This is a genomic window from Jhaorihella thermophila, from assembly GCF_900108275.1.
Lineage (GTDB): Bacteria > Pseudomonadota > Alphaproteobacteria > Rhodobacterales > Rhodobacteraceae > Jhaorihella > Jhaorihella thermophila.
Window position 1 is genome coordinate 150,110 of the sequence record NZ_FNVD01000004.1, and the last position, 21,821, is coordinate 171,930.

Annotated in this window: 19 protein-coding genes; 11 read left to right on the top strand and 8 right to left on the bottom strand. The window is 66.7% G+C overall.

Going from position 1 to position 21,821, the window contains the following annotated elements; all coding sequences use genetic code 11:
• Positions 1-120: 120 nt before the first annotated feature.
• The 3 genes from C4S70_RS06865 to C4S70_RS06875 all read left to right on the top strand — a co-directional run bounded on the left by C4S70_RS06865 (position 121) and on the right by C4S70_RS06875 (position 3,184).
• Positions 121-963 (top strand): BKACE family enzyme, encoded by an 843-nt coding sequence (locus C4S70_RS06865; protein WP_104007367.1) that lies wholly within the window; start codon positions 121-123, stop codon positions 961-963.
• 4 nt (positions 964-967) lie between these two features.
• A complete protein-coding gene (locus C4S70_RS06870; protein ID WP_104007368.1) occupies positions 968-2,155 on the top strand; it encodes an MFS transporter in 1,188 nt (395 codons plus the stop codon).
• Between the two features lie 129 nt (positions 2,156-2,284).
• Positions 2,285-3,184, top strand: a complete 900-nt coding sequence (locus C4S70_RS06875; RefSeq protein WP_104007369.1) for a LysR family transcriptional regulator — start codon at positions 2,285-2,287, stop codon at positions 3,182-3,184.
• Positions 3,185-3,190: 6 nt separating this feature from the next.
• On the opposite strand, the gene C4S70_RS06880 is transcribed toward C4S70_RS06875, so the two are convergent.
• Positions 3,191-4,438 carry an acyl-CoA dehydrogenase family protein gene (locus C4S70_RS06880; protein ID WP_104007370.1) on the bottom strand — a complete coding sequence of 416 codons (1,248 nt, stop codon included), beginning with the start codon at positions 4,436-4,438 and terminating at the stop codon, positions 3,191-3,193.
• 101 nt (positions 4,439-4,539) lie between these two features.
• Here C4S70_RS06880 and C4S70_RS06885 point away from each other — a divergent pair, with 101 nt between their 5' ends.
• Positions 4,540-5,442: a LysR family transcriptional regulator gene (locus tag C4S70_RS06885; RefSeq protein WP_160114851.1), complete on the top strand. Its 903-nt coding sequence runs from the start codon at positions 4,540-4,542 to the stop codon at positions 5,440-5,442.
• A gap of 98 nt (positions 5,443-5,540) precedes the next feature.
• Here C4S70_RS06885 and C4S70_RS06890 read toward each other — a convergent pair whose 3' ends face one another.
• The 3 genes from C4S70_RS06890 to C4S70_RS06900 are packed head-to-tail and all read right to left on the bottom strand — an operon-like array spanning position 5,541 to position 8,030.
• The gene (locus C4S70_RS06890) at positions 5,541-6,488 is read right to left on the bottom strand and encodes a 2-hydroxyacid dehydrogenase (protein WP_104007372.1); all 948 of its coding nucleotides are present in this window, start codon (positions 6,486-6,488) and stop codon (positions 5,541-5,543) included.
• Positions 6,485-7,411, bottom strand: a complete 927-nt coding sequence (locus C4S70_RS06895) for a sugar kinase (RefSeq protein ID WP_104007373.1) — start codon at positions 7,409-7,411, stop codon at positions 6,485-6,487. Before C4S70_RS06895 ends, C4S70_RS06890 begins: the two co-directional genes overlap by 4 nt.
• 19 nt (positions 7,412-7,430) lie before the next feature.
• Entirely contained in the window at positions 7,431-8,030 is a 600-nt protein-coding gene (locus tag C4S70_RS06900; protein WP_104007374.1) for a LysE family translocator, read from the bottom strand.
• A gap of 122 nt (positions 8,031-8,152) precedes the next feature.
• Between C4S70_RS06900 and C4S70_RS06905 the strand changes: the two genes are divergently transcribed.
• A complete protein-coding gene (locus C4S70_RS06905) occupies positions 8,153-9,082 on the top strand; it encodes an NAD(P)-dependent oxidoreductase (RefSeq protein WP_104007375.1) in 930 nt (309 codons plus the stop codon).
• A 112-nt stretch (positions 9,083-9,194) separates the two neighbouring features.
• A complete protein-coding gene (locus C4S70_RS06910; protein ID WP_104007376.1) occupies positions 9,195-9,467 on the top strand; it encodes a hypothetical protein in 273 nt (90 codons plus the stop codon).
• Between the two features lie 175 nt (positions 9,468-9,642).
• Here C4S70_RS06910 and C4S70_RS06915 read toward each other — a convergent pair whose 3' ends face one another.
• Both C4S70_RS06915 and C4S70_RS06920 read right to left on the bottom strand, forming a co-directional pair.
• On the bottom strand, positions 9,643-10,296 hold the full coding sequence (locus C4S70_RS06915; RefSeq protein ID WP_104007377.1) for a L,D-transpeptidase: 654 nt from the start codon (positions 10,294-10,296) through the stop codon (positions 9,643-9,645).
• Between the two features lie 171 nt (positions 10,297-10,467).
• Positions 10,468-10,929, bottom strand: coding sequence for a hypothetical protein (locus C4S70_RS06920; protein WP_104007378.1), 462 nt, complete (start codon positions 10,927-10,929; stop codon positions 10,468-10,470).
• A 126-nt stretch (positions 10,930-11,055) separates the two neighbouring features.
• Here C4S70_RS06920 and C4S70_RS06925 point away from each other — a divergent pair, with 126 nt between their 5' ends.
• Entirely contained in the window at positions 11,056-12,837 is a 1,782-nt protein-coding gene (locus C4S70_RS06925) for an IlvD/Edd family dehydratase (protein WP_104007379.1), read from the top strand.
• 21 nt (positions 12,838-12,858) lie between these two features.
• Positions 12,859-13,596 carry an SDR family oxidoreductase gene (locus C4S70_RS06930; protein WP_104007380.1) on the top strand — a complete coding sequence of 246 codons (738 nt, stop codon included), beginning with the start codon at positions 12,859-12,861 and terminating at the stop codon, positions 13,594-13,596.
• Between the two features lie 207 nt (positions 13,597-13,803).
• On the opposite strand, the gene C4S70_RS06935 is transcribed toward C4S70_RS06930, so the two are convergent.
• Positions 13,804-16,461 (bottom strand): erythromycin esterase family protein, encoded by a 2,658-nt coding sequence (locus C4S70_RS06935; RefSeq protein WP_104007381.1) that lies wholly within the window; start codon positions 16,459-16,461, stop codon positions 13,804-13,806.
• A gap of 298 nt (positions 16,462-16,759) precedes the next feature.
• On the opposite strand from C4S70_RS06935, the gene C4S70_RS06940 reads away from it, so the two are divergent.
• A complete protein-coding gene (locus C4S70_RS06940; RefSeq protein WP_104007382.1) occupies positions 16,760-18,403 on the top strand; it encodes a sulfatase-like hydrolase/transferase in 1,644 nt (547 codons plus the stop codon).
• Positions 18,404-18,497: 94 nt separating this feature from the next.
• Here C4S70_RS06940 and C4S70_RS06945 read toward each other — a convergent pair whose 3' ends face one another.
• Positions 18,498-20,162 (bottom strand): Na/Pi cotransporter family protein, encoded by a 1,665-nt coding sequence (locus C4S70_RS06945; protein WP_327315066.1) that lies wholly within the window; start codon positions 20,160-20,162, stop codon positions 18,498-18,500.
• A gap of 191 nt (positions 20,163-20,353) precedes the next feature.
• On the opposite strand from C4S70_RS06945, the gene C4S70_RS06950 reads away from it, so the two are divergent.
• Positions 20,354-21,148: a DeoR/GlpR family DNA-binding transcription regulator gene (locus tag C4S70_RS06950; RefSeq protein ID WP_104007384.1), complete on the top strand. Its 795-nt coding sequence runs from the start codon at positions 20,354-20,356 to the stop codon at positions 21,146-21,148.
• Entirely contained in the window at positions 21,145-21,771 is a 627-nt protein-coding gene (locus C4S70_RS06955) for a transposase (RefSeq protein ID WP_104007385.1), read from the top strand. The genes C4S70_RS06950 and C4S70_RS06955 overlap by 4 nt, the downstream gene beginning before the upstream one ends.
• The last annotated feature ends 50 nt before the right edge of the window (positions 21,772-21,821 follow it).

A 21,821-nucleotide genomic window follows, 5' to 3' on the forward strand; every position in this document is an offset into this window, starting at 1 on the left:
GGGCCGGTCAAGCAGCCGGTTTGGATGACGCTGCGGAACCCGCCCCGTGCGATCGGGGCTGGACGGCGCCGGCGGGCTGGAGGAATATGCGCCATCCCGTGGCAGGACCGGAGAGAGGACGTGGCCAAACCCTGTATCATCTGCGTGGCGATCACCGGGTCGGTGCCGACCAAGGCCGACAACCCCGCGGTGCCGATCACCGTGGCGGAACAGGTCGAGAGCACACATGAAGCCTTTGAGGCGGGGGCCAGCATCATGCACGCCCATGTGCGCAACGATGACGGCACCCCGACCAGCGACCCCGATCGGTTCGCGCGCCTGATGGAGGGGGTCAGGAAACACTGTCCCGGCATGATCATCCAGTTCTCGACCGGCGGGCGGTCCGGGTCGGGGCGCGAACGGGGCGGGATGCTGCCGCTTCGGCCCGACATGGCGTCGCTGGCGGTGGGGTCGAACAACTTTCCCACGCGCGTTTACGAAAACAGCCCCGAGCTGATCGACTGGCTGGCCGGCGAGATGCGCGAATACGGGGTAAAGCCCGAGATCGAGGCCTTTGACCTGAGCCACATCCATCAGGCCGTGGCGATGAACCGCAACGGGCGGATTCCCGGGCGGCTGTATGTGCAGTTCGTGATGGGCGTGAAGAACGCGATGCCTGTGGATCGGGAGGTGTTCGACTTCTACGTCCGCACGATGGAGCGGCTGGCACCCGAAGCCGACTGGTGCGCAGCTGGGATCGGGCGGCATCAGATCGAGGTGAACGAATGGTGCGTGGCGGCGGGCGGCCACACCCGCACGGGGCTGGAGGACAATGTGCGGCTGAACCGCGAGACCCTCGCACCCTCCAATGCCGCGCTGGTGCGGCGGGTAGTGGAGCTGTGTGAGCGGTACGAACGCCCGGTTGCGGACTGGCGCACCGCCCGGCGGATGCTGGATCTACCCATGCCGGCAGGCGTGGAATAGCCCGATGGCGCGCGTGCGGGCGCGGATCCCTGCGGGGATCTGGATCCTTGGCTTCGTAAGTCTCTTGATGGATGTCTCGTCCGAGATGATCCACGCGCTGCTGCCGATGTTCATGGTAACGACGCTGGGCGCCAGTGCGCTGATGGTTGGGCTGATCGAGGGACTGGCCGAGGCGACCGCCTTGATCGTCAAGGTGTTTTCGGGTGCCCTGAGCGATTGGCTGGGCCGGCGCAAGGGGCTGGCGGTGCTGGGCTATGGGCTGGGGGCCGCGACCAAGCCGTTGTTCGCGATGGCGCCGGGGATCGGGCTGGTGCTGACAGCGCGGCTGCTGGATCGCGTCGGCAAGGGCATTCGGGGGGCGCCGCGGGATGCGCTGATCGCCGACCTGACCCCGCCCGAGATCCGCGGCGCGGCTTTCGGGCTGCGGCAATCGCTGGACACGGTCGGCGCATTCCTCGGGCCGCTTCTGGCGGTCGGGCTGATGCTGGCGTGGCACGACGATTTCCGCGCCGTGTTCTGGGTGGCGGTTCTGCCCGGCGCGGTGGCGGTCGGCCTGCTGGCGCTGGGGCTGCGCGAACCGCCCGGACGCGGCGATGGTCACCGCCGGAACCCGATCACGCGGGCGAACCTGCGGCGATTGGGGGCCGCCTATTGGTGGGTGGTGGCGATCGGCGCGGTGTTCGCCCTGGCCCGGTTCAGCGAAGCTTTCCTGGTTCTGCGCGCGCAGCAAAGCGGGATTGCGATGGCTCTCGTTCCGCTGGTCATGGTGGCGATGAATGTCGTCTATTCCACATCGGCCTATCCCGTGGGCCGCCTGTCGGATCGGATCGGGCGGCGCGGACTGCTCACGCTGGGATTGGCCGTGCTGGTTGTGGCCGACCTGATACTGGCCGCCGCGACCCATTGGGCCATGGTGCTGGGCGGTGTCCTGCTGTGGGGCGCGCATCTGGGCATGACGCAAGGGTTGCTGTCGGCAATGGTGGCCGACACTGCACCGGCCGATCTGCGCGGCACCGCCTTCGGCATGTTCAACCTGGTCAGCGGCGTTGCCCTTCTTGGCGCCAGTGCCTTGGCGGGGTGGCTCTGGGATCGGTTCGGCGCGCCGGCAACCTTTGTGACGGGGGCAGCTTTCGGAGCCCTGACGCTGGTCGGTCTGCTGATCCGATCGGGGCAAAGCCCGCGCGGAACCTGACCCGAACGGGCAGGTTTTTCGCCGCCCGAGCCGTTCGGCCTACACCTTCCGAGCAATGGAAAACCCGGTCCACTCGATTTACCGTGGGTGCCTGATTGCTTGGAGTTTTTCATTTACGAGTGGGTGGGTATGGCGATGAATTGGCAGATCGACGATGTGCCGATATTCGCGGCGGTGGTCGAGCGCAACGGCATCTCGGCCGCGGCTCGGCATCTGGGAATATCGAAGTCAACGGTTAGCAAGGCCCTGACCCGGCTGGAAAAGGGCCTGGGCCTGAAGCTGGTCGAACGAAATCCGAGAGATCTGCGTGTCACGTCCGAGGGTCAGGCGTTCTATCGCAGGGCACAGCGCATCCTGGATGAGGTTGCCGAGGCCAACAGCATCATGTCCGGACTGAGCGGGTCGCCGGCAGGGCGGGTCACGGCGGCGATGCCTTTTGCCTTTTCGCGCGAAATCCTGTCTCCGAGACTCGCCGATTTTCACCGGCAATACCCGAATGTTTCTCTGGAAATCTTGACCTGCATGCGCCCCGCCGATCGGGTCGGAAATCAGGCGGACCTCGCGGTGGTGGCCGACGCATTCACCGGATCGGACCTGGCAAGCCGCAAATTGTGCGAGGGACGGCTGATCTGGGTCTGCGCGCCCGGCTATGCGGCAAAGCTGGCGCCCGATCCGTCGGTCGAAGCCCTTCTGCCCCATGTGCGGGTGTGCGAAGAGTCCCACGCCCGCCGCATGAATGTGCTGGTCGATGGATTGCGCCGCCGGATCGATCTGGGGCGCGACACCACCGCGATCAATGATCCCGTATCGGTGCGAAACGTGCTGCAGCACGGGGGCGGGGTGTCATTCCTGCCGGAATGGTATTGCCGCAAGGCGCTGCAAGAGGGACGGCTGGTTCAGGTCTGCCCGCATATCACGTTCGAAGACAACGCGGCGACCCTCTCCGCCGTTTACCCGGGCCGTCGTCGCATGCCGGCCCGGGTCAGCGCATTGCTCGACTTCCTCGGCGAGATTTGCGCCGCGCTCTGACCCGGCTCAGCCGCGGTCGGGCGGGGTGAGGTAGTCGGCCGACTTGCCGCGGTTGGTCTCGCGAATCTCCATTTTGGCGATGGATTGCAGGTGCACCTGGTCCGGCCCGTCGGCAAAGCGCAGGGCGCGGCCCCATGTGTAGTGATCCGCCAGCGGCGTGTCCGGCGTCAGCCCCATCGCGCCGAACACCTGGATCGCGCGGTCGGTGACGCGGGTGTGCAGGTTGGGCGCGACCACCTTGATCATGGAAATCTCCTTGCGCGCGGCCTTGGCGCCCACATTGTCGATCATCCACGCGGCCTTGAGCGTCAGCAGGCGGGCCTGTTCGATTTCGATCCGGCTCTGCGCGATCCATTCGCGGATCACGCCACGGTCGGCCAGATACTTGCCAAAGGCGCGGCGATCCTGTGCACGCTCCACCATCAGTTCCAGCGCCAGTTCCGCCGCGCCGATCGAGCGCATGCAGTGATGGATCCGCCCCGGCCCCAGCCGCGCCTGCGCCAGCGCAAAGCCGCTGCCTTCCTCGCCCAGAAGATTGCTGACCGGCACCCGCACGTCGCGGAAAAGGATTTCGGCATGGCCTTCGGGCGCGTGATGGTTCAGCACCGTGGGATTGCGCACGATCTCAAGCCCCGGCGTGTCGCGCGGCACGATCACCATGCTCTGCTGGCGGTGCCGGTCGGGGTTGTCCGGGTCGGTCTTGCCCATCACGATGAAGACCTTGCAGTTCGGGTGACAGGCGTTCGAGATGAACCACTTGCGCCCGTTGATCACGTATTCGTCGCCCTCGCGCCGGATCGAGGTGGTGATGTTGGTGGCGTCCGAACTGGCCACGTCCGGCTCGGTCATGGCAAAGGCCGACCGGATCTCGCCGTTCAACAGCGGCACCAGCCACTGTTCGCGCTGCTCCGGCGTGGCAAACATGTGCAGCAGCTCCATGTTGCCGGTGTCGGGGGCCGAGCAGTTGAACACTTCCGCGCTCCAGGGCACGCGGCCCATGATCTCGGCCAGCGGCGCATAGTCGAGGTTCGACATGGCCGTTCCCGGCTCGCCCTCGCGCAGCGAGGGAAGGAACATGTTCCAAAGCCCTTCTTCGCGCGCCAGCGCCTTGAGATCCTCCATGAAGGACACGGGGAATTTCCCGGCCTGCGTCTCTTCGTGGTGCTGCTGAATGCGCGGGATGATGTAGCTGTCGGTAAAGGCCAGCAGCTTCTGCCGCATCTCCTCGCATTTCGGTGAGAAGGAAAAGTCCATGGTCGCCTCCTGTCCTTTCGATCGGGGCGAGGATAGATCGCTTCACCTTATTCCTGAAATTTATTATGATGATCTGTGATATTCATAATGTGAATTATGTTATGAAACTTAGCCAGCTGGATCTGAACCTGTTCGTCGTGTTCGACACGATCTATGCCGAACGCAATCTGACCCGCGCGGCCGAGATGCTGTCGGTGACGCAGCCGGCGGTCAGCAATGCGCTGGCGCGCCTTCGGGCGGCGCTTGGGGATCCGCTGTTCATCCGCACCGGCGACGGGATGGCGCCGACCCCCTATGCCGAAAGCATCGCCGCGGATGTCAGCGAGGCGCTGCAGCGGCTGGCGGCGTCGGCGCAGCGGGCGCAGGCGTTCGATCCGGCGCGATCGAACCGGGTGTTCCGACTCAGCATGACGGACGCGTTCGACACGCTCGTTCTGCCGAAACTGTTCGCCGACCTGGCCACATCCGCGCCGGGGATCGGGCTGCGCAGCTTTCGCCTGCCGCGTGCGGACATCCCGGCGGCTCTGGCGCGCGGCACGCTTGACATCGCCGCCGAGGTGGCGCTGCCCGACGCCGCCGGTCTGATCCGCCGCCCTCTGCCGCCGGAACCCCATGTCTGCGGCCTGCGCCCCGGCCACCCCGCAGCGCGGGCGCCGCTGACGATGGAGCGTTACCTGGCCCTCGACCACATCCACGTTTCGGGCCGGCAGCGCGGCTCTGGCGCGGTGGACATCGCCCTGCGCGCGGTGGGTCTGCGGCGGCGCATCCGGGTGCGGCTGCAACATTACCTGGCCGTTCCCGCCCTCGTCATGGTGTCCGATCTTGCCGTCAGCCTGCCCGAAAGCTGGGCACGCGCGCTCGGGCTCACCGTTCTGCCGCTGCCCTTCGACGTGCCGCCCATGCAGACCTGGCTCTATCGCCATGCCCGGTCCGACGGTGATGCAGGCGTGCTTTGGCTTTTTGACCGGATGGCCGGGGCCACCGGCGCCGAAAGCCAACGCTGACCCGCGTTCGCCAGCGGCCACCGAGACCATGTTCCTTCCTCTTGCGAAAAATATCCCGGGGGTCCGGGGGCAGAGCCCCCGGCGCACCGCCTTCGCCTTCAATTCACCGGCGTCGGCAACGGCCTTCCGGCAAAATGCGCCGCGATATTGTCGCGTTGCAACTGTCCCATTGCCTTGCGGGTTTCGATCGTGCCCGATCCGACATGGGGCAACAGCACCACATTCTCCAGCGCCATGAACCGTGGGTCGATGTTCGGCTCATTCAGGAACACGTCCAGCCCGGCGCCACGGATCCGCCCCTGCTCCAGCGCGTCCAGCAGCGCGCCCTCGTCGATGGTGCTCCCGCGCGAGATGTTGACGATCACCCCGTCCCGACCCAGCGCCTCGATGACCGGGGCCGAGACCATCCCCCGCGTCGCCTCGCCTCCGACAAGCGCAACGAACAGAAAGTCCACCGCCGCGGCCAGCGACACCGGATCGGGATGATGGACCCACCCCGCCGGCACGTCCTTGGGCGCGCGGGAATGGTAATGGATCTCCATCTTGAAGGCGGTCAACCGGTCGGCGATCTCGCGCCCGATCCGCCCGAGGCCGAGAATCCCGGCGCGTCCGCCGCTCACCTTGCGGGCCAGCCGCATGTCGCCCCGCCGCGCCCAGTCGCCCGACCGCACCCAGTTCTCGGCCCGCCGCAATTCGCGCGATTGCGCCAGCAGAAGCGCCACCGCCAGATCCGCCACGTCGTCATTCAGAACGTCCGGCGTGTTGGTCACCTTCACGCCGCGCGCACTGGCCGCCTCCACGTCGATCGTGTCATAGCCCACGCCGTAATTGGCGATCAGCTTCAGCGCGGGAAGCAGGTCCATGACCGCGCCGCCAAAGGCCGCATGCCCCTTGAAGGCAACTGCCTCGCAGGTGGTCCGCACCGCTTCGGGAAGATCCGCCACTGCCCCGGTATCGGTGGCGACGTGCAGATCGTATTCGGCCCGCATCGGCTCGATGTCCCAGTCGTAATAGCGGCCGATGGCGATCAGGGTGGGTCGGGTCATGGCGTGTCCTCTTCTGTTGCGAAATCGGATCCGGGGTCCACCAGCGCGCCGGGGGCCTGCACCACGCGTGCGGCCAATGCCGCGGCGCGCGTCAGGGCCGCCGCCAGCGGCGCCCCGGTCAAATGGGCGGCAAGAAATCCGCCATCGAAACTGTCGCCCGCGGCGGTGGTATCGACCGGCCGGGCCACGTCGGGCGGCCGGACGCGCGTCCGGGCACCGTTGTCCGAGGCGAGGATTTCCCCGCCGCCGTTCTTGACCACCACCAGCCCCGCCCCGACCCGGTGGTAGCGATCGGCCACCGCTCTCGCGTCGGTGTCGCCAAAGGCGGCGACTTCCTCATCGAGCGACGGCAGCACGATATCCGCCACCCCTGCCCCCGCCATGATCCCCTGGCACAACGCGTCGGCATCTTCCCACAGGCGCGGACGCATGTTGGTGTCGAACACCACCCGTTTCCCGGTGGCGCGGGCTTCGGCCAGCGCGGCGCAGAGCCGCGCGCGCCCTTCGGGCGGCAGGATGGCCAGCGTGATCCCGGAAAAGAACAGCACGTCCGCGCGGCCCAGCCGGCCCGCCAGCCATCCCGGATCCTCCGCCAGCCGCCGCGCGGCCGATTCTCCGCGCCAGTAGGAAAAATGCCGCTCTCCGTCCTCGGTCTGGATCATGTAGAGCCCGACGGTCCGATCCGGATCGCGAGCGATGTCGGCGTTCTCGATACCGGCATCGTCGATGAACTGGACCATCCTGTCCGAGATCGCATCGGTCCCCACCCGCGTGCAATAGCCGACGCGCCAGTCCGGCGGCAGCAGCCGACGGGCATACCAGGCGGTGTTGAATGTATCGCCGGCGAACCCCATGCGGAACGTGTCGGCCCCCGCCGGGGCCAGTTCCACCATGCATTCGCCGATGCTCAGAAGGTGCGGCATGTGCGGACTCCTGTCCTTGTCAATTGGCGCCAAAGCTGGACAACAGCGCCAGGATCACCACCCCCAGCATGGCCAGCGCCATCACCACGTTGATGTGGAACTGGTGCCGCACGCCCAGGTTCAGCCGCTCCAGCGTCACTCCCGCCCAGGCCCAGGCCAGGTGGATCGGGATCCAGAACAGGTTGAAGATGACCAGCTTGCTTGCGGTTTCCCAGACCAGATTGTCGGGCGCATAGGCAAAGCCGGTGAACAGCGTGGTGTTGACGGCATATGCCTTGGGATTGATCGCCTGCAGCATCAGCGCGGCAGCGATGCCGGGGGGACGTTTCGCCTCGATGAAGGCGACCCTGGTCCCGGCAAAGGCAATGCGGGCGGCAAGATACAGCAGATACACGACCGACGCGACCAGCAGCACGTTTCGCACCACCGGCACCCCCAGCACGATCGCGGCAACGCCCGTGATCACGGCCAGCGCCACCAGGTTGTTGCCCGCCCACAGCCCGAACACATAGCGCAGCGTTGGCCGGAACCCATAAGCCGCGCCCATGCCGGCGGTTGACAAAACCCCCGGCCCCGGCGTGATGATGAGCAGAAACACCGCCGCCGCAAAGCTCAGCATGTCCCGGTTCCCCTCTGCGGCCCCATGTCCTGTCCCCGCCGGCTTGTTCTTGCGCCGCGAAATGGTATACCATTTTTACGGCGCCGCAAGCGCCCCTTTTTCCGCGTCCACAGGGGGATCACATGACCGCATCGGACAAACCCGTCATCGGCTTCATCGGCGTGGGCTTCATGGGCCACGGCATGGCGGCCAACATCCTGAAGGCCGGCTACGAACTGTGGATCAAGGGCCATGTCAACCGCGACCCGGTCGAGGATCTTGTGGCCCGAGGCGCACATGAGGCCGCCTCTCCCGCCGACATGGCGGCGCGGTGCGACATCATCCATGTCTGCCTGTCGAACAGCTCCCAGGTCGAATCCGTGATCCGCGGGCCGGACGGGATCCTTGCCGGCGCGCGGCCGGGTCTGATCGTGATCGATTCCACCACCGCCGACCCGGCCTCGACCCGGGCGCTGGCCGCCGAGATGGCCGAACGCGGCGTGACGCTTGTGGACGCGCCGCTGGGCCGGACGCCGAAAGAGGCCGAGGAAGGCACGCTGGACGCGATGGTCGGTTGCGATGCCGAGACATTTGAAAGGATCCGCCCGGTGATCGACTGCTGGGCCGGGAACATCACCCATATCGGCCCCACCGGCAGCGCCCACCAGATGAAACTGCTGATGAACATGATCGGGATGGGCTACGGCGCGCTCTATGCCGAGGCACTCACCCTGGGTGCCAAGGTCGGCATTTCGCCGCAGGTGTTTCACAAGGTGATCGGATCCAGCCGCATGGCGAACGGGTTTTACGAGACATTCATGCGCTACGTCATCGACCGCGACCGGGACGCACATAAGTTCACCATCCAGAACGCATCCAAGGACGTGCGCTATGCCGCCAACATGGCGTCCGAGGCGAGCGTGGTCAACATCATGGGCGCGGCGATCAAGCACTACTACACCCATGTCGAAGCGATCGGAAAAGGCGGCGACTACGTTCCGATGATCAGCGACCATGTGGCCAGGCTGAGCGGGCTCGACATGGAGGAAGAGGTGCGCAAGGGCAATTCCTGAATCCGGAGCCCGCGTCACGCCGATTCCCAAGATTTCCCGAGAGCTTCTGGAAACCGGCCCCCGAAACGCTTAGCCTGCACTGGATGACACGCGGCCCTGCGGAGACGACCGAATGAAACCCATGTGGACTTTCCCCGTTCTGATGACGCTTGCGGCCTGCGCGGCCTCCATGCCGAACGGCTCCGAGGTGGTCGAACCGGGCATCCTGAAGGAGGTGCCCGACAGCGTGCGCATGCTTGCCGCACCCGGCCAGGACCTTTCGACGGTCAAGATCGCGCCCGAAGATGGCTGCTTCTACTACCTCTGGAACGGACCCGTGGAATCGACCTTCCTTCCGCTCCGCACGGCCCAAGGCAATCCGATCTGCACCAGGACCGAAGGCTGACACCCGGCGCTGCCCGGATCAGCGGCGCGGCCGGCGAATGACCGTTCCTTCATCTTGCCCGAAAATACTCCGGGGGGTGCGGGGGGCAGCGCCCCCCGCATCGGTCGGATTGGCCCGGCCAATCCGAAACCGCCGCGTCGCTACGGCAGTCCGGCAATGGACCTGCAGACGGCGCCTAGTTCGACGCTGTGACATATTCCTCCGGCGGATAGAGATAGGCCGTCACGCCCACCTCCACATGCGGGTAAAGATCGATGATGTGGCGCATCACCATGCGCACGCAGCCGGAACTCGCCCGCCCGCCGATCGACTGCGGATAGGGTGATCCGTGGATGCGAAGATAGGTGTCGCGGCTTCCTTCATACAGGTAAAAGGCACGCGATCCCAACGGGTTGGTCGGTCCGCCCGGCATTCCGTCGGCATATTGTGCATAGGTTTCAGGCTCGCGCTTGATCATCGCCGGTGTCGGCGTCCAGCGCGGCCATTTCGCCTTGCGCCCGACGCGGTAGGTGCCGGGCTCGTAGAGGTTGCCCTTGGCGATCGCCACTCCATAGCGCATGGCAATGCCGGCCTCGCGGATATGGTAGAGATAGCGCGCCACCGCGTCCACATGCAGGTCGCCTTGACGCAAACCGGGGCGGGCCTCGACCACATGCGGCAGGAACCGCGGATGCAGCCCCCACGGGTTCGACGTGAAGGGATCATAGTTCGGCGGCGTCACGAGCGCGTCCCACTCGTCCCATTTCGACCGATCCGCCAGCACGGGGCCGGCGATCGCGGGCGAAAACATCGCCGCGCTGGTAATGATGAAATGGCGACGGGTCAGCATACCGCCCCTCCCTTGGTCCACCGGTGCATGATGCGTGGGCCGCCCCGCGCGGGCAAGCGCCGCACGCTGCGCCCCGCTTCACATTCGCGTGTCATTTCCTGCGCTTGCACCTAAGGGCGGGGCGCCGGCATGTCCAGCCGCGCCGCAGGCCGGCGGCAAATACCCGCCTGTTCAATGCATGTCGCGTGACTGCAACCACAGCTTGGCATAGGCCAGCCCCACGGCGGTCGCCTCGCACCGCACCCGCCGGGCCAGCACGGCGGGGCCGGGATCCTCGCGCACCAGCGCCAGTTCCTCCATACGGTCGCACTGCATCAGGTTGCCGCGCAGGTCGTATTTCACCTCGATGCCCGCAATGGCGGCGATTTCGGGCGGGGCCGTGGCGCGGATCCGGTCCATTCGGGCCGCGATCAGCTCCCCCCATTCTTCCTTGGCGGCAAGGAAACAGGCATTGGCGGCCGGGCTGGCCTCTTCATACTGGAAACAGGCCACTTGCGCCTCGTTCACGCAATCGGCCACCGGGCGGTTCGCCTCGGCCTGCCGCGACAGGCAGCCTTCGGGATCGGCCAGACGATCGCCGGCCGGCTGCGCGGCCCCTGCCCCGGCCGACAGCGTGACAAGCGCCCTTACCATGAAATGCCGTATCACGTCCCTTCACTCGCGCCCCTGCGATCAGCGCGCCTCCGATCCTGCTTGCATTTGGTATACCAAATTGCAATCCTGCCGCCAGATCAACCCCCCGCATGGCTGGAGGCCCCCATGTCCGACACCCGCGCCAACAAGCGGTTCCGTTCCCAGGAATGGTTCGACAACCCGAACAATCCGGGGATGACCGCGCTTTATATCGAGCGTTACCTGAACCAGGAATTCACGCGTGAGGAACTCCAGGGCGGCAAGCCGATCATCGGCATTGCCCAGACCGGCAGCGACCTGAGCCCCTGCAACAAGATCCATGTCTTCCTCAAGGACCGGGTCAAGGCGGGCATCCGCGACGCGGGCGGCATTCCGATGGAATTTCCGGTCCACCCGATCCAGGAAACCGGCAAGCGCCCCACCGCGGCGCTGGACCGCAACCTGGCCTATCTGGGGCTGGTCGAGGTGCTGCACGGCTATCCGATCGACGGGGTAGTGCTGACGACGGGATGCGACAAGACCACGCCGGCGATGCTGATGGGCGCGGCCACCGCCGATCTGCCTGCGATCGTGCTGTCGGGCGGGCCGATGCTGGACGGCTGGTGGAACGGTGAACTGGTCGGTTCCGGCACCGTGGTCTGGGAGAGCCGCCGGCTCTTGAGCGAGGGCAAGATCGACTACGAGGAATTCATGAGCCGGGTCTGCGCCAGCGCGCCCAGCCTGGGCCATTGCAACACGATGGGCACCGCCAGCACCATGAACGCCATGGCCGAGGCCCTGGGCATGAGCCTGACGGGTTGTTCCGCGATCCCCGCGCCGTTTCGCGAACGCATGGCGATGGCCTATGCCACCGGCAAGCGCGCGGTGGAAATCGTGCTGGAGGATCTCAAGCCCTCCGACATCCTGACCCGCGAGGCGTTCGAGAACGCGATCATGGTCAATTCGGCGATCGGCGGATCCACCAACGCGCCGCCGCATCTGCAGGCGATTGCCCGCCATGCGGGCGTGGAGTTGGACGTGCGCGACTGGCAGACCGTCGGCTATGACGTGCCGCTGCTGGCCAATATCCAGCCCGCAGGGAAATATCTGGGCGAGGCGTTTTATCGCGCGGGCGGCGTGCCCGCGATCATGGGCGAGCTGGCCGCGGCCGGGCGGCTGCACGAGGGCGCACAGACGATTTCGGGCCGGACCGTGGGCGAGGCGGTGGCCGACTGGCGCACGCGCGATCCCGACGTGATCCGCCCCTACCACCGACCCCTGCGCGAGAATGCCGGTTTCCTCGTGCTGTCGGGCAACCTGTTCGATTCGGCGCTGATGAAGACCAGCGTGATTTCCGACGATTTCCGGCGCAGGTTCCTGTCGAAACCGGGGTCGGAAAACGTGTTCGAGGCCCGCGCGGTCGTGTTCGAGGGCCCCGAGGATTATCACGCGCGGATCAACGATCCCTCGCTGGGCATCGACGAGGAAACCATCCTGTTCATCCGGGGGGTGGGTTGCGTGGGCTATCCCGGTTCGGCCGAAGTGGTGAACATGCAGCCGCCCGATGCGCTCATCAAGGCGGGGATCAACCACCTGCCGACGGTGGGCGATGGGCGACAGTCGGGCACGTCGGAAAGCCCCTCGATCCTGAACGCCTCGCCCGAGAGCGTGGTGGGCGGCGGGCTTGCCTACCTGAAGACCGGGGACCGGGTGCGGCTGGACCTGAACGAATGCACGCTGAACGCGCTGGTGCCCGAGGAGGAATGGGAGGCCCGCAAGGCCGCGTGGGCGCCGCCGAAGCTGCACCACCAGACGCCGTGGCAGGAGATATACCGAACCCATGTCGGGCAGCTGGCCGATGGCGGCTGCCTGGAGCTGGCGACGGCCTATCGACAGGTGGCGAAGGATCTGCCACGGGACAATCACTGACGGGCTGAGGCGGGGAAGACCATGACGAGGACCATCATCATCACCGGAGCCGGCACCGGGATCGGCCGTGCCTGCGCCCGCGCCTTTCTGGCGGACGGATGGACCGTGGGCCTGATCGGCCGGCGCCGCGACCCGCTGGAAGAGGCCGCGCAGGGGCACGCCAATGCGCTGATCCTGCCCTGCGACGTGACCAGCGAGTCGCAGGTCGATGCCGGTTTCGCGGCCTTCGTGGCCGAGACGGGCCGGCTGGACGCGCTGTTCAACAATGCCGGCATGTCGCTGCCCGGAAAGCCTATTGATGAAATATCGGTGGCCGACTGGCGCGCGCTGGCCGAGGTCAACATCACCGGCATGTTCCTTTGCGCCCGCGCGGCCTTTGGCCAGATGCGGCGGCAGAGCCCGCAGGGCGGACGGATCATCAACAATGGATCGGTATCGGCGCATGTGCCACGACCGGGTTCGGCCCCCTATACCATGTCGAAACACGCCGTGACGGGATTGACGCGCACGCTGTCGCTGGACGGGCGGCCCTATGACATCGCTTGCGGGCAGATCGACATCGGCAATGCGCTGACCGAGATGGCCGCGCCGATGGCCGAGGGCGTGCCGCAGGCGGACGGGTCGATCAGGCCCGAGGCGGTGATGGACGTGGCGCATGTGGCGTCGTCGGTGCTGCACATGGCGAACATGCCGCTTGAGGCCAATGTGCAGTTCATGACGGTGATGGCGACCAAGATGCCCTTTATCGGGCGAGGGTGAGCGCGTGGTGCAACGGCGCGCGGTTTCGGATTGGCGTTGCCAATCCGACCGATGCGGGGGGCGCTGCCCCCCGCACCCCCCGGAGTATTTCAGGCAAGATGAATGGGCCGGGGGCGCTCTCACGAATCAAGCGTAAAGGCGGACGCGGAGCGCCCTTTCCGACCGGATCGAATGATGGTGGGGGCCCGTCGTTGCGCGCACGTTCCGCTACAGGCCGAAGGGGTAGGTTTCGTCCTCTCCTCCGCCGATCGTTTCGATCGGCAGGGGCACGACAGCCCGGGTGCGGTCGAACCAGACGAATCCGTCATACTGCGCCGACAGGATCGCGTGGCTGTAATGGCTCCAGCGTTCGGTTTCGGGGCGATAGATCACGCCGATATAGCGTTCCAGCCGCGGTTCGGCCATCGCTGCGCGCAAGTCTTCGTTCACACCCGGCCGCAGGTCCAGCAGGAACCGTTCGATCCCGGCCGCGTGGCAGACGGATTCGTGGCTGTCGGGGCGCGACGGGCGCACGGCCTTGATCTCCATCGGGCCGTCCCAGTCCGAGGCGCAGGCCACTGTGCCGGAATCGGTGCCGAACCCGATCAGCGCGGCGGCGTCGCCCCATTCCTCGCGGCAGAGCTGGCCGATGTTCAGCTCGCCCCGGCTGGCGCCCATGTCGGTCACACGAGCATCGCCGATATGGGAATTATGCGCCCAGACAATCGCCTTGGCGTCGGGGCCGACATGATCCATGATCCGTTTCAGGGTCTGGAACATGTGGGTGTCGCGCAGGTTCCAGCTTTGCGCCGAACCGTAATACATGGCGCGATAGTAGCGCTCTGCTCCGGCAACCACCCGGGCATTCTGAACCGCGTCGAAGAACGCCTCTTCGTCGCGTCGGGCGAGCGAAAGTTCCCGCGTCAGCAGATCGACCAGAACACGCGTTACCGGCTCTTCGCACATGGCATGGCCCCGGCTCAGCGCCGCGCGGCCATAGGCCGCCGGTTCGCGCGACCACGGCGCCAGGCAGCCATAGCGCCGGCGTGCCTGCGCGGCGGCCTGCGGGTCGTGGCGGTCGAGATAGGCCAGCACCTCGTGGATCGAGTTGAACATGCTGTAGATGTCGAGCCCCTGGAACCGCACGCGCGCCTCGGCGGGCCGGCCTTCGTTGTGCTGCTTCAGCCAAGTCACGAATTCGTCCACGTCGCGGTTGCGCCACATCCAGGTGGGGAAGCGGGAAAAGGCCGGCACGTTGCGGCGACGCTGCGGCAGACCGCGCACGTGGCGGTCGATCACCGCGGCGTCGGGCCAGTCGGCCTCGACCGCGACGATGTTGAAACCGTGCCGTTCGATCAGCCGCCGCGTGATCGCGGCGCGGGCGCGGTAGAATTCGGAGGTTCCGTGCGAGGCCTCGCCCAAGAGCACCACCCGCGCGTCGCCGAAGCGGTCGAAGGCGGTGCCGAAGGCCGGGTCGTCGGGGTCGGGCAAGGGCTCGGCCGCGGCGCGCACCACCTCGGCCGGGGTGGCGGGCGGTTTCGCCAAGGCTTCGGGCGGCGGGGTCAGTTCGGCATGCGTGGGCACAAGGTAGTGCTGGAACCATGCGCCGGCCATCTGCGTGACGGCTTCCAGCTCGCCGGGGCCCTCGAACAGGTGCCCCGCCCCGGGCACGATGCGCAGCTGTTTTTCGCATTGCAGCGCCGCCAGCGCCCGGCGGTTCAATTCTAGCACCTGCGTATCGGCCCCGCCGACGATCAGCAGCGTGGGCGCCGTGACCTCGGCCAGCCGCGGCATCGCAAGATCGGGCCGGCCGCCGCGCGACACCACCGCCGAGATCCGCCCTCCCAGTTCGGCCGCCGCGATCAGGGCCGCCGCCGCACCGGTGCTGGCGCCGAACAGGCCCAGCGGCAGGTCGGCCAGTTCCGGTTCGCCGGCGATCCACAGGTCGGCCTGCAGCAGCCGTTCGGCCAGCAGGGGGATGTCGAACACGTTGCGCCGGTCGGCGGCCTCCTGCGGGGTCAGAAGGTCCAGCAGCAGCGTGGCGAAACCCAGTTCGTTCAGGCTGTGCGCGACCTGCCGGTTGCGCGGGCTCAGCCGGCTGGAGCCACTGCCATGGGCGAACAGGATGATGCCGCGCGGATCGGGCGGGATCACCAGATCGCCCTGCAGGCCAAGCGGCGGAATGCTGACCGCATGGCGCAGCATCTCGCCGGCCGGCGTGGTTTCGGTCACGGTCCAGGCGCGGCGGAGGTGGCCTATGGTTTCCTCGTCGGTCAGCTGGTGGAAATCGGCATAGGCCCCGCCCACGCCGCGGAAATACGGGTCGGGATGGAGGCACAGGACCTCGTCGGCGATCTCGGACAGCACCGGGAGTTCCGAGGCGGGCGCCACGGGCACCGCGACGATCACCCGCGCCGCGCCCCGGCGACGCAGCGCGACCAGGGCGGCCTTGACGGTCGCGCCGGTCGCCAGCCCGTCATCGACAACGATCGCCGTCTTGCCATGTACGTCCACCCGCGCGCGGCTGCCCAGATAGCGTTCACGGCGGCGCTCCATTTCGCGCAACTGCCGGTCGCGCTCGGCCCGCAAATAGTCCTGCGTCGCCCCGGACCGGCGCATCACGTCCTCGTTCAACACCATCTCGGGCGGGTCGCCTTCGACGATGGCGCCAAGCGCCACCTCGGGGTTCTGCGGCGCGCCGATCTTGCGCACCAGCACGAGGTCGAGCGGCGCCCCCAGCGCCTCGGCCACCTCGGCCGCAACCGGCACGCCGCCGCGCGGCAAGGCAAGGACGACCGGGTCGTCGATCCTGCGCTTGATCAGTTCCGAGGCTAGCCGGCGCCCCGCGTCGGCGCGATCTGCAAAGGGAAATCCCTGATTTGCCATGTCCGAACCTCCTCACCAGCGTCGCACGCAACGGACATCAGGATTGATATGGATACGCCGCGCCCGGCAACAAGCGGCCCGGGGCGGGATGTCGCGGCTGGCGTGGCGCGCCGCGTCCGGCGTTGCGCTGGGGGCCGGGGTGGCGCATGGGTATTTGGAACCAGAAAGAAGCAGGATCGGTTTTCCGGTTGGGCGACCGGGCAGGGCCCGCAAGGGGGAGCGACATGGACAGGGGGCGTGAATCGTGCTTGGTCAGGGCCAGGGCGGAGCAGACGGCATCACCGTGCGAGGAGGCGCCATGAACATCCTGTTCGTCATGTATGACCAATTGCGGTTCGACTACCTGGGCTGCGCGGGACACCCCCATCTCGAGACGCCGAATTTCGACCGGGTGGCAGGGATGGGAGTGCGGTTCACCAGTGCCTATGTCCAGTCGCCGATCTGCGGCGCGTCGCGGATGTGCTACTATACCGGCCGCTACGCCTCGTCCCACGGGGCGCAGTGGAACGGTTTTCCCCTGCGGGTGGGCGAGATGACGCTGGGCGACCATCTGCGCAAGCTGGGCATGGGCTGCTGGCTGATCGGCAAGACGCACATGAAGGCCGATGCCGAAGGCATGGCGCGGCTGGGGCTCAGCCCCGACAGCGTGATCGGAGCGCGACAGGCGGAATGCGGGTTCGACGTCTGGATCCGCGATGACGGGCTCTGGGCCGAGGGACCGGACGGGTTCTATGACGAGCGCCGCTCGCCCTACAACGAATACCTCAAGGCCAGAGGCTATCCGTCGGAAAACCCTTGGGCCGATTTCGCCAATGCCGGGGTGGACGAGGCGGGCAATATCGCTTCGGGCTGGATGTTCGTCAATGCCGACAAACCCGCCAATATCCGCGAGGAGGACAGCGAAACCCCGTGGCTGACGCGCCGGGCGATCGAGTTCATCGACCAGGCGCAGGAACGGTGGTGCGCGCATGTTTCCTATATCAAGCCGCACTGGCCCTATATCGTGCCCGCCCCCTATCACGCCATGTTCGGGCCGAACCACGTTCCGCAACCCGTCCGCCACGCGGTCGAGCGCGAGGATCCCCACCCGATCTATGGCGCCTATATGGAGAACCGCATCGCGCAGGCGTTTCAGCGCGAAGAGGTGCGGGCCAAGGTGATCCCGGCCTATATGGGCCTCATCAAGCAATGCGACGACCAGCTGGGCGTGCTGCTGGATCATCTCGAAGCCACGGGGCGGATGCGGGACACGATGATCGTGCTGACCTCGGATCACGGGGATTACCTGGGCGATCACTGGCTGGGGGAAAAGGAGTTGTTCCACGAGCCCAGCGTCAAGGTGCCGATGATCGTCTATGACCCGCGGCCTGAGGCCGACGCGACGCGGGGGACGACCTGCGACGCGCTGGTGGAGAGCATCGACCTGGCCGCGACCTTTGTCGAGGCGGCCGGCGGCAAGGTGCCCGATCACATCATCGAAGGGCGGTCGCTGCTGCCGTGGCTGCGGGGTGAACGGCCTGAGTGGCGCGATTTCGTGATCAGCGAATACGACTATTCCGCGACCGGACAGGCCGTGAAACTGGGGGTCGAGCCGCGCGATGCGCGCCTGTTCATGGTGTTCGACGGCCGGTTCAAGCTGATCCATGCCGAAGGCGGGTTCCGGCCGATGCTGTTCGATCTGGAAAACGATCCGCAGGAGTTTTACGATCTGGCCAAGGGCGATGCGCATCAGGCCGAGATCGACAGGCTCTACGGATATCTCGCGCAATGGGGCCGGCGGCTGGCGCAGCGGCTCACGAAATCCGAGGACGACATCAAGGCGATGCGCGGCCGGTCGATGCGGCGGGGGATTCTGCCGTTTCTGGTGGATGGCAGCGAAGTCGACGAAGAGCTGGTGGCGCGCTATCGGGGCCTGGCGTCGGCGAAATTCGTGGACCGGTGAGGCGCGCCCGCCGCGACCGGGCCGCCGGTTCCGGGCTTCGGCCCCCTGCCCCCGTCTGCGGCGCAAGGTCCCGGTGCGGCCGCCGGTCCGCCCCCTATCCTGCTCCGAACGAGCCGCCCCGCGCGCTGGACAGTCGGCTTGAGAGCAGTTCCCCGGCCTCTTCGGCGATCGGGTAGGCGATGAACGAAAACGCGCTGTTGATCTGCTTGAGCGCGCGCAGGGTCTCCTGGTGGAGGTTGCTGGTGGCGATGCTGGTGGGGTTGAGCGACAGCCGCGACAGGTGGCGCGCCTGCAGCTTCATCTCGAGCGCGCGGATGTGATCCTTTTCCGCCACCAGCTGGCGGGCCAGTTCCACGTCCCCCGACAACAGCACGTCCAGCGCCAGCTTGGCATTGCTCATGACGCAATCGTGGATCTCTGTGATGTCGCGCCAGCCTTCCTCGGAAAAGGTGATCTGCTCCTTGTGCATGCGGCGGGCGATCTCGGTCATCTGCGACGAGATCAGGTCGGCCGCCTCTTCGAGATTGTTGACGATTGCGGCGATGTCCAGCGCGCGGCGGGATTGTGTCTGGCTGATCCGGCCTTCGAGCAGCCGGGATATATAGAGCTTGGTTTCGAAATGGGTGCGGTCCACCTCGCGTTCGCACTGGTCGATGAACTCGGCCACGTCATCGTTCCAGTCGCGGTAGAGCCCGATGATCGAACCCAGCATCGAATGCACCGTCTCGCCCATGCGCAGGGTTTCGCGGGTGGCGCAGCCGAGAGCGCGTTCGGGATGGGCCAGCGCTTCGTCGTCCAGCGCGCTGATCCGGGCCGGTATCCGGGCGGTTGACGGAAGCGGCAGAACCGATCGCAGCCCGGCCGCGACCCGCGCAATCAGCGGCAGCGACAGGACCGCGACGGCGACGTTGAAGGCAAGGTGCAGGTTGACCACCTGCCGTGCGGCGGACGCTCCCAGCCACGACAGATCCGGCGCCGCCAGAACGATGGCTATCAACGCCAGCAGCGCCCCGCCGCCGCGCAGGGCGAGGTTGGCCAGCACCACGAGCCTGGCATTCGCCTCGGCCGACAGGGACAGCGCGACGGGGATCACCGCGCCGCCCAGATTGGCGCCCAGCACCAGCGCCGTGGCCGCCGGGACCGGCAGGATCCCCTGCGCCGCAAAGGTGGCGAAGGTCAGGACCGCCGCGATCGAGGAATGCATCGCCCAGGCCAGCACCGCGCCGATCAGGAACGCGCTGATCGGGTCCGTGGCCAGATAGCCCATGATCATTTCCACCGTCGGGCTGTCGCGCAGGGGCGCGGTGGCGGCACGAATCATGCTGAGCGACACAAAGACCAGCCCCAACCCGGTGATGATCCGCCCGGTCTGCTTGACCGTGCGGTTCCACGCCTTGAGAAACAGTGTTACCCCCACCAGCAGCAGCAACGGGATGATCTCGCCGATCGGCAGCGAATAGACCTGAACCGTCAGTGCTGATCCGACATCGGCCCCCAGAATCATCGCCACGCCGGTCACGGACTGCAGCGTGCCGACCGAAACGAATCCCGTGACCAGAAGCGCGACCCCGGTGGAGCTTTGCAGCAGGAGCGCCGACTGGGCGCCATAGAGCCCCGCCCGCAACCGGCTGCCATCGGCCGCGCGCAGGCCGGACCGCAGGCGGGCCATGTAACCGCGCTCGGCCCCGGTGCGAATCATCCGCACCGCCCACAGCAGCAGGGCGACCGATCCGGCCAGGTGCAGAAGAAACAGGGCTATGGCGTCCTCCTTGGCTCTTGAAACCGTTTTGTCCCGTCAATCGGAGATGGGGGTCAGGTGTTGGGAATTCAGCAGATAAATGAACGGTATCCAACAAAAATGATTGAAAAATGTGGGGCACTCCACAAAAAATTCCTCGACTGCAATGCGCGTAGACCGCCAGAGGGAAGGTCGGGGGACAGTTCGAGAACATGAAGAACATTGGCGGCACCCCCCGACCCCGCCTGCGCAAGAAGGCCCGGCGCGAGCAGATCCTGCTGGAACTGAAGCTGCACCCGCATGTTCGCGTGTCCGAACTGGCTGAACGCTTCGGAGTGTCCACCGAAACCGTGCGCCGGGATTTCGAGGCGCTCAGCGCCGACGGGTTGCTGTTTCGCGCCCATGGCGGCGGGTCGGCGCCGATGCGCGGGCACTATCCGGGGTTGGACGAGCGCAGCCGCCAGGGCATGGAAGAGCGCGAGCGCATCGGCCGCCATGCGGCCGGTCTGGTGCAACCCGGCGACACGCTGATGATCGACGCCGGTTCGACCACGCTGCAGATGGCGCGGTTCCTGGCCTATGCCGGAACCCCCTGCACGGTGCTGACCAACAGCCTGCCGGTAGCGATGACGCTGGGCCAGGGCGAGACGGCCGAGGTGATCCTGTGCCCTGGCGAATATCTGGCGTCGGAATCGGCGGTGATCGGGCCGGAAACCGTGGCGTTCATCGAGTCGCACATGGTCGATCAGTGCTTTATCGGTGCCACCGCTATAGACCCTCGGGGCGTGTCGGAAACCGCGCGCGGGTTTGCTTCGGTCAAGAGGGCGATGATCCGGCGCAGTCGCCGGACCAATCTGCTGATTATCCGCGACAAGATGGGCGGGACCGGGTTCGCGCGGGTCTGCGGGCTGGATGACATCTCGGCGCTCATCACCGGCGCGGCGCCCGAAGGAAAGCTGGCCCGGGCGCTTGACCGGTCGGGGGTCGAGGCAATGGTCGCGACATGAACCGGGAAAGACGATCGAAAGCCGCGTCCGATCGGGGGCAATCATCGGATGGATCCCCTGACCCGCTTGGCGCCGGAAGAAATCCTTGCGCTCTACCAGAACACCCGCCCGCGCCTGGCGTCACCGTCCAGCCTCGGCGCCGCCGGCCCGTGCCCGACCTGTCCGCGCTGGCGGATCGGTTCGACCTGTTCCTGCTGGATGTGTTCGGTGTCCTCGACAACGGCGAAACCGCCATCCCCGGCGCGGCCCGACGGATCGCCGAGAAGGACCGCAACCAGGCTCATGCCCGCTGGCACGAGGTGGCCGACAGCCTGCGTGGCCGGTTCAGGGATGTCGCAGAGCTCATGGGCGAGGCAGAGCACGACGTTCTCGCCTGGATGGCCCACGACGAGAGCCTGCGCTCGAAGCTGCGCGGCACCAACCCGCTGGAACGCGTGAACAAGGAGATCAAACGGCGCGCCAACGTCGTCGGTATCTTCCCGAACCGCGCGGCTGTCGTGCGCCTCGTCGGTGCGCTGATGCTGGAGCAGAGCTACGAGCGGGCCCTGTCCCGACGCTACATGCCGGTGGACCGGTGGAAAAGCCGAGTGCCGTGTGCAACGATCCCGATACGGCGACGATGATCGCCGCCCGGTGAACGCGCAACACCAGCCATGAAGAAGCAGGTGGACGC

Bases quoted from the DNA above. Each gene is read 5' to 3' on its own strand.
- C4S70_RS06870 (WP_104007368.1), top strand. From the start codon at position 968: ATGGCGCGCGTGCGGGCGCGGATCCCTGCGGGGATCTGGATCCTTGGC.
- C4S70_RS06875 (WP_104007369.1), top strand. From the start codon at position 2,285: ATGGCGATGAATTGGCAGATCGACGATGTGCCGATATTCGCGGCGGTG.
- C4S70_RS06880 (WP_104007370.1), bottom strand. From the start codon at position 4,438: ATGGACTTTTCCTTCTCACCGAAATGCGAGGAGATGCGGCAGAAGCTG.
- C4S70_RS06885 (WP_160114851.1), top strand. From the start codon at position 4,540: ATGAAACTTAGCCAGCTGGATCTGAACCTGTTCGTCGTGTTCGACACG.
- C4S70_RS06890 (WP_104007372.1), bottom strand. From the start codon at position 6,488: ATGACCCGACCCACCCTGATCGCCATCGGCCGCTATTACGACTGGGAC.
- C4S70_RS06895 (WP_104007373.1), bottom strand. From the start codon at position 7,411: ATGCCGCACCTTCTGAGCATCGGCGAATGCATGGTGGAACTGGCCCCG.
- C4S70_RS06900 (WP_104007374.1), bottom strand. From the start codon at position 8,030: ATGCTGAGCTTTGCGGCGGCGGTGTTTCTGCTCATCATCACGCCGGGG.
- C4S70_RS06905 (WP_104007375.1), top strand. From the start codon at position 8,153: ATGACCGCATCGGACAAACCCGTCATCGGCTTCATCGGCGTGGGCTTC.
- C4S70_RS06910 (WP_104007376.1), top strand. From the start codon at position 9,195: ATGAAACCCATGTGGACTTTCCCCGTTCTGATGACGCTTGCGGCCTGC.
- C4S70_RS06915 (WP_104007377.1), bottom strand. From the start codon at position 10,296: ATGCTGACCCGTCGCCATTTCATCATTACCAGCGCGGCGATGTTTTCG.
- C4S70_RS06920 (WP_104007378.1), bottom strand. From the start codon at position 10,929: ATGGTAAGGGCGCTTGTCACGCTGTCGGCCGGGGCAGGGGCCGCGCAG.
- C4S70_RS06925 (WP_104007379.1), top strand. From the start codon at position 11,056: ATGTCCGACACCCGCGCCAACAAGCGGTTCCGTTCCCAGGAATGGTTC.
- C4S70_RS06930 (WP_104007380.1), top strand. From the start codon at position 12,859: ATGACGAGGACCATCATCATCACCGGAGCCGGCACCGGGATCGGCCGT.
- C4S70_RS06935 (WP_104007381.1), bottom strand. From the start codon at position 16,461: ATGGCAAATCAGGGATTTCCCTTTGCAGATCGCGCCGACGCGGGGCGC.
- C4S70_RS06940 (WP_104007382.1), top strand. From the start codon at position 16,760: ATGAACATCCTGTTCGTCATGTATGACCAATTGCGGTTCGACTACCTG.
- C4S70_RS06950 (WP_104007384.1), top strand. From the start codon at position 20,354: ATGAAGAACATTGGCGGCACCCCCCGACCCCGCCTGCGCAAGAAGGCC.
- C4S70_RS06955 (WP_104007385.1), top strand. From the start codon at position 21,145: ATGAACCGGGAAAGACGATCGAAAGCCGCGTCCGATCGGGGGCAATCA.